Below are 5,154 nucleotides of genomic sequence, written 5' to 3' on the forward strand. Positions count from 1 at the left end.
CCGGTCGTAGCGGCGCAAGCCCAGATGAATCGCGGCCATCGTGGTGACGGTGCCGGACGTGCCCAGCACCTGGACATTGCTCTGGTGGTCCCCGTGCCCGAACCAGCCCACCGGCTCGAACGCGGCCAGGCGCCTGGCGACGAAGCTGACCATCCGGTCATAGCGCTCCGGGTCCGGCTCCGAACCGAAGCTCTCGGACAGGGTGACCACGCCCAGCGGCAGGGAGACGGAACGCGCACCCCCGTCCTCGGGGCGGCGGTAGCGGTCCAGCCACATGAGCTCGGTCGAGCCCCCGCCGATATCGATCATCAGGAGGTGGCGCGCCGCGTCGTCGACCAGCGGCAGGCAGCCCAGCAGGGCGAGCGAGGCCTCCTCCGCTTGGTCCAGCACTTCCAGCCGGATCCCGGTCTGGCGCCGCACCCGCTCGACGAAGGCATGACCATTGTCCGCGCGCCGGCACGCCTCGGTGGCCACGCAGCGTGCCCGGGTTACCCCCCGCTTCAGCATGATCCCACGGCAGACCCGGATCGCCGCGACCGTGCGGGTCATGGCGCCGTCCGAGAGGCGGCCGGTATGGGCCAGGCCCTCGCCCAGCCGCACGATGCGCGAGAAGCTGTCGATCACCTCGAAGCCGCCGTCGGTCTCGCGTGCCACCAGCAACCGGCAGTTGTTGGTGCCCAGATCCAGGGCAGCCAGGACGGGGGCGGCCCGAGTTGCCGGGTCGCCCGGCTCGAGAAGGTCTTGGTCGTCCTCGGCTAGCATGGGCGGGGATCATATGTCCTGCCCGCGCGCTGGCGCAATCTGCCGCGTTGCACGGTTGGGCCACATCCATGCCCGAAGCGGCGTTGCTTGCCGGGCCGGCCGGCTCCCTGCTACCGGCTGTGCCGGGCGGGCGGCCACGCGGCGACCGGCCGCCCCATCACGAGCCGCCGGACCATTAAGGGGCGGCCGCCTGCCGGACACCGGGTGAAGATGAGCACGATCCGATCGACATTCGCGGCTACCCTGCTCCTGGGGCTGGCGGGCTGCTCCGGCGGCGACGATGCGCCGCGGCCCATGGCCAGCAGCGAGCCCTTCTGCCCGCGCCCTTCCCTGGTGGCCGACCTCGCTGCCAGCGAGGGGCGCAGTGCCGACGGCCAGACGGCCTGGACCGCTACGCTCGGCGACCTGCGCGCGAACTGTGATGCGCGCGAATTCGATTACCTGGTCGATTTCGAGGTGACGATCGACCTGCGGACCGGGCCGGGCTACGCGGGCGAGCCGGTCCAGGTCGAGTACTTCGTGGCAGTGACCACCGATACGGGCGAGGTGGTCGACAAGCAGACCTTCCCGGTCATCCTGCAGCCCGGCCGCAACGAGCGGCGCACCATGCGCCGGGAGACGCTGCGCCAGCGCCTGCCCTTCACCCACCAGGACCAGCCAGCGATCTGGTCGGTGCTGGTCGGCTTCGAGCCGACCGAGCAGCAGATCCGCGACCGGACCGAGCCGCTGCCGGCACTGGGCGAGGGGGCTGCGGCCAGTGGCGGCTCGGCGGACGGCGGCGGTTCGCCTGGAAGTGGACAGTGACCGATCCCGGCCCTTAGAACTTCTGCACCATCCGGCCGGTGACGCTTGCCCGTCGATCGGCCGGCCACGTGGCACGTGCGGCCACCGGACCCCGACAGAGGGCCGGATCCCGCGCTGCCGCCTAGGGGGGCAGAAGATGACGGGCTTCGAGATCTTCCTTTACTTCTTGGTGATCGCCTGCGGGGTGGCCGGGCTTGGCTACGGCGTGATGACGCGTGCCCAGGTCCTGGCGCTCCCCGCAGGCAATGAACGGATGCAGCAGATCGCGGCGGCCATCCAGGAAGGGGCCGGCGCTTATCTGAACCGCCAGTACACCACCATCGCGATTGTCGGCGTGGTGATCCTGCTGCTGCTGCTCGTGCTGCTGGGCATCTACCCGGCTCTGGGCTTCGCGATCGGCGCTGCTCTGTCCGGTGCCGCGGGCTTCATCGGCATGAACGTGTCGGTTCGGGCCAACGTGCGCACCGCCGAGGCGGCCCGCTCCGGCCTGGCGCGCGGCCTGGACGTCTCGTTCAAGGCGGGTGCCGTCACCGGCATGCTGGTGGTGGCGCTGGGCCTCCTGGGCGTGGCCCTCTACTTCGGCCTCCTGCTCTTGATCGGCGTCGACGAGCGCCGGATCCTGGAGGCGCTGGTCGGCCTGTCCTTCGGCGCGTCGCTCATCTCGATCTTCGCCAGGCTCGGCGGCGGCATCTTCACCAAGGGTGCCGATGTCGGCGCCGACCTGGTCGGCAAGGTCGAGGCCGGCATTCCCGAGGATGACCCGCGCAATCCCGCGGTGATCGCCGACAATGTCGGTGACAATGTCGGCGACTGCGCCGGCATGGCCGCCGACCTGTTCGAGACCTATGCGGTCACCATGGTGGCCACCATGCTGCTGGGCGCCATCTTCTTCGACGGCGCACAGCAGGCGACGCTCATGCTGTTCCCGCTGGTGATCGGCGGCGCCTGCCTGCTCGCTTCGATCGCCGGCACCTTTTTCGTGAAGCTGGGTGCCAGCAACGACATCATGGCCGCCCTGTACAAGGGCTTCATCGTGGCAGCCGCGATCTCCGCGGTGCTGATGCTGCTGTTCAGCCTGATCATGCTGTCGGGCACCGAGTTCACGCCCACGGTCGGGAGGTCGTTCGGCTGGCTCCACATATTCAGCTGCACGCTGGTGGGCCTGGCCGTCACCGGCCTGCTCATGTGGATCACCGACTTCTACACCTCGACCAAGCACGCGCCGGTCCGCTCGATCGCGCGGGCCAGCGAGACCGGGCACGGCACCAACGTGATCCAGGGCCTGGCCGTCTCGATGGAGGGCACCGCCCTGCCGGTGCTGGTGATCTGCGGCGGCATCCTGGCAGGCTACCTGCTGGCCGGGATCTACGGGATCGCGGTCGCCGCCACGACCATGCTGGCGCTGACCGGCGTGGTGGTCGCCCTGGATGCGTACGGGCCGGTCACCGACAATGCGGGCGGCATCGCCGAGATGGCCGACCTGCCCAAGGAGGTCCGGGTCACCACGGACGCGTTGGACGCGGTCGGCAACACCACCAAGGCGGTCACCAAGGGCTATGCGATCGGCTCGGCGGGCCTGGCCGCGGTGGTGCTGTTCGCGGCCTATGTCCAGGACCTCGGCCACTACTTCCCGCAATATGTCGACCTGTCGTTCAACCTGTCCGACCCCTACGTGGTGATCGGCCTGTTCGTCGGCGGACTGCTGCCCTACCTGTTCGGCGCCATGGGCATGAAGGCGGTCGGCCGCTCGGCGGGTGCGATCGTCGAGGAGGTCCGCCGGCAGTTCCGCGAGAACTCCGGCATCATGGCCGGCACCGCCAAGCCGGACTACAGCCGGGCGGTCGACATGCTGACCAAGGCGGCGATCAAGGAGATGATCCTGCCCTCGCTCCTGCCGGTGCTGGCGCCGATCCTGCTCTACGTCGTGATCGCGCTGGTGGACAGCCAGGCCAAGGCCTTCGTGGCGCTGGGTGCGATGCTGCTCGGCACGATCGTGACCGGCATCTTCGTGGCGATCTCGATGACCACGGGTGGCGGTGCTTGGGACAATGCCAAGAAGCTGATCGAGGAAGGCCACCACGGTGGCAAGGGCTCGGAAGCGCACAAGGCGGCGGTGACCGGCGACACGGTCGGCGACCCCTACAAGGACACGGCCGGGCCTGCGGTGAACCCGATGATCAAGATCATCAACATCGTGGCGCTGCTGATCCTGGCCGTGCTCGGCGGCTTCACCCCGACCTGAGCCGCACGCCGCGCGCAGCCTTCTCTGGCTGCGCGCCCGACAACAAGGCCCGGCTGGAAGCACCGGCCGGGCCTTTCGTTCGACGGACGGAATCGCGGCCGGGTCAGCTGCCGGGGCGGCGGGAGCGCTGGCTCCAGAACGGCGGGGCTCGGTCCCCCGTCGGGCCGCCCTCGGAGTTGAAGCGGCCGATATTGCCCAGCAACTGCTGGGCCAGGCTCAGCTCGTTGCCGGATGTCGGGGTGATGTCGGAGACCGGCGTGATGTCTTCGGCCTGGGATAGGTCGCTGCGTGCCACGTTGGTGACCAGCCCGTCATCGCCAAAGCTGATCGCCAGGACCTGCTGGTCGGTGATCTCCGCCTGGTAGAACGACTTGCGCTCGGTCTTCTGCGCCACGTAGTACCACTCGTCGTCCTCGAAGGTGGCAAGCGCGGACGGCGAACCCATCAGCCGGGCCACCTCCTGCTTGGAGGTGACGCCGGGCACGATGGCACCGGCCAGGTCCGCATCGAAGCGATGGCCGTGATTGTCGATCATCGGCGTACAGGCGGCCAGGACCAGGAGTGCCATTGCTGGGCCTGTCAGCCGGAGCATGCGGCAGGATGTCATCGGAAAGGTCCGTCCCCCAACCAAGCAGCAGGTATGCCGCCGGCCTGCGACCAGCGTCCGGGAAACTTAAGGCCATGAATTCGTCGCAGCAAGGCGGGATCGTTGCCGGCCTGCGCCGCCTGCTCGGCGGCGGCCAGCGCCGGCGGATGGCGGAGCGGCTCTATGCCGAGGCGGTCGAGCGGGCGCGGCGGCCGGAACTCTATGCCCGCATGGGCGTGGCCGACACGCCGGCCGGCCGGTACGAGATGGTCGCCTGGCAGGTGCTGGTGCAGCTCGCCGCACTGGGTGATCTGGGTGCCGATGGCCGCCGGCTCGGCCAGGAGATCGTCGACCGGATGTTCCTCGACATGGATCGTTCCCTGCGGGAGCTGGGGGTGGGCGACCTGTCGGTGGGCCGGGAAATGCGCAAGCTGGGGGAGACCTGGCAGGCGCGTACCGAGCTGGCCGAGCGGGTGTTCCCACCGGCCGGCACGGCGGTGCCCGCGAGTGCGGTGACCGAGCTGGGCGGGTTCCTGCAGAAGAATGCCGGCGAGGAGGGCAGGGCGGTCGACGGCCCCGCCCTCGCCGAAGACCTGTTCGCCATCCTGGCGGAACTGCGCGGCCGGCCGATCCCCACCCCCCCTGCTGCGGAACCTTGACCCTCATGGAGCCCGATCATACTTTCCGCGCCCGATCGCTGGCCGCGACCGGATGCCAAACAAAGCGGGTTGCGGGCCGAAGACGGTATTGTCGTTTCGCC

At 69.5% G+C, this 5,154-nt stretch carries 5 protein-coding genes; 3 read left to right on the forward strand and 2 right to left on the reverse strand.

Annotated features, from left to right (window positions below):
* The coding region (locus EQG76_RS20810) for a Ppx/GppA phosphatase family protein (protein ID WP_159716252.1) at nt 1-762 on the reverse strand (762 nt) is incomplete at its 3' end.
* A gap of 210 nt (nt 763-972) precedes the next feature.
* On the opposite strand from EQG76_RS20810, the gene EQG76_RS20815 reads away from it, so the two are divergent.
* Both EQG76_RS20815 and EQG76_RS20820 read left to right on the forward strand, forming a co-directional pair.
* Nucleotides 973-1,566: a hypothetical protein gene (locus tag EQG76_RS20815; RefSeq protein WP_159716253.1), complete on the forward strand. Its 594-nt coding sequence runs from the start codon at nt 973-975 to the stop codon at nt 1,564-1,566.
* 136 nt (nt 1,567-1,702) lie between these two features.
* On the forward strand, nt 1,703-3,808 hold the full coding sequence (locus tag EQG76_RS20820) for a sodium-translocating pyrophosphatase (RefSeq protein ID WP_159716254.1): 2,106 nt from the start codon (nt 1,703-1,705) through the stop codon (nt 3,806-3,808).
* 103 nt (nt 3,809-3,911) lie between these two features.
* On the opposite strand, the gene EQG76_RS20825 is transcribed toward EQG76_RS20820, so the two are convergent.
* Nucleotides 3,912-4,376 carry an outer membrane protein assembly factor BamE gene (locus EQG76_RS20825; protein WP_159716255.1) on the reverse strand — a complete coding sequence of 155 codons (465 nt, stop codon included), beginning with the start codon at nt 4,374-4,376 and terminating at the stop codon, nt 3,912-3,914.
* 113 nt (nt 4,377-4,489) lie between these two features.
* Here EQG76_RS20825 and EQG76_RS20830 point away from each other — a divergent pair, with 113 nt between their 5' ends.
* Nucleotides 4,490-5,053 (forward strand): ubiquinol-cytochrome C chaperone family protein, encoded by a 564-nt coding sequence (locus EQG76_RS20830; RefSeq protein WP_159716256.1) that lies wholly within the window; start codon nt 4,490-4,492, stop codon nt 5,051-5,053.
* The last annotated feature ends 101 nt before the right edge of the window (nt 5,054-5,154 follow it).

It is taken from the genome of Geminicoccus flavidas, from assembly GCF_009806515.1.
Lineage (GTDB): Bacteria > Pseudomonadota > Alphaproteobacteria > Geminicoccales > Geminicoccaceae > Geminicoccus > Geminicoccus flavidus.